Annotated in this window: 1 other RNA gene; it reads left to right on the top strand. The window is 51.3% G+C overall.

Annotated elements, in window-relative coordinates:
- Window positions 1–345: a transfer-messenger RNA gene (ssrA, locus tag R3I13_RS26995) on the top strand; the annotation flags it as partial.

Raw genomic sequence — 345 nt, forward strand, 5'->3', positions numbered from 1 at the left:
ATTCGACGCCGGTTGCGAAACTTTAGGTGCATGCCGAGTTGGTAACAGAACTCGTAAATCCACTGTTGCAACTACTTATAGTTGCCAATGACGAAAACTACGGCCAGGAATTCGCTCTCGCTGCGTAAGCAGCCTTAGCCCTGAGCTTCTGGTACCTTCGGGTCCAGCAATCACCAGGGGATGTCTGTAAACCCAAAGTGATTGTCATATAGAACAGAATCGCCGTGCAGTACGTTGTGGACGAAGCGGCTAAAACTTACACAACTCGCCCAAAGCACCCTGCCCGTCGGGTCGCTGAGGGTTAACTTAATAGACACGGCTACGCATGTAGTACCGACAGCGGAG

This window comes from Chitinophaga sp. YIM B06452, from assembly GCF_039655965.1.
In the GTDB taxonomy this organism is placed as follows: domain Bacteria; phylum Bacteroidota; class Bacteroidia; order Chitinophagales; family Chitinophagaceae; genus Chitinophaga.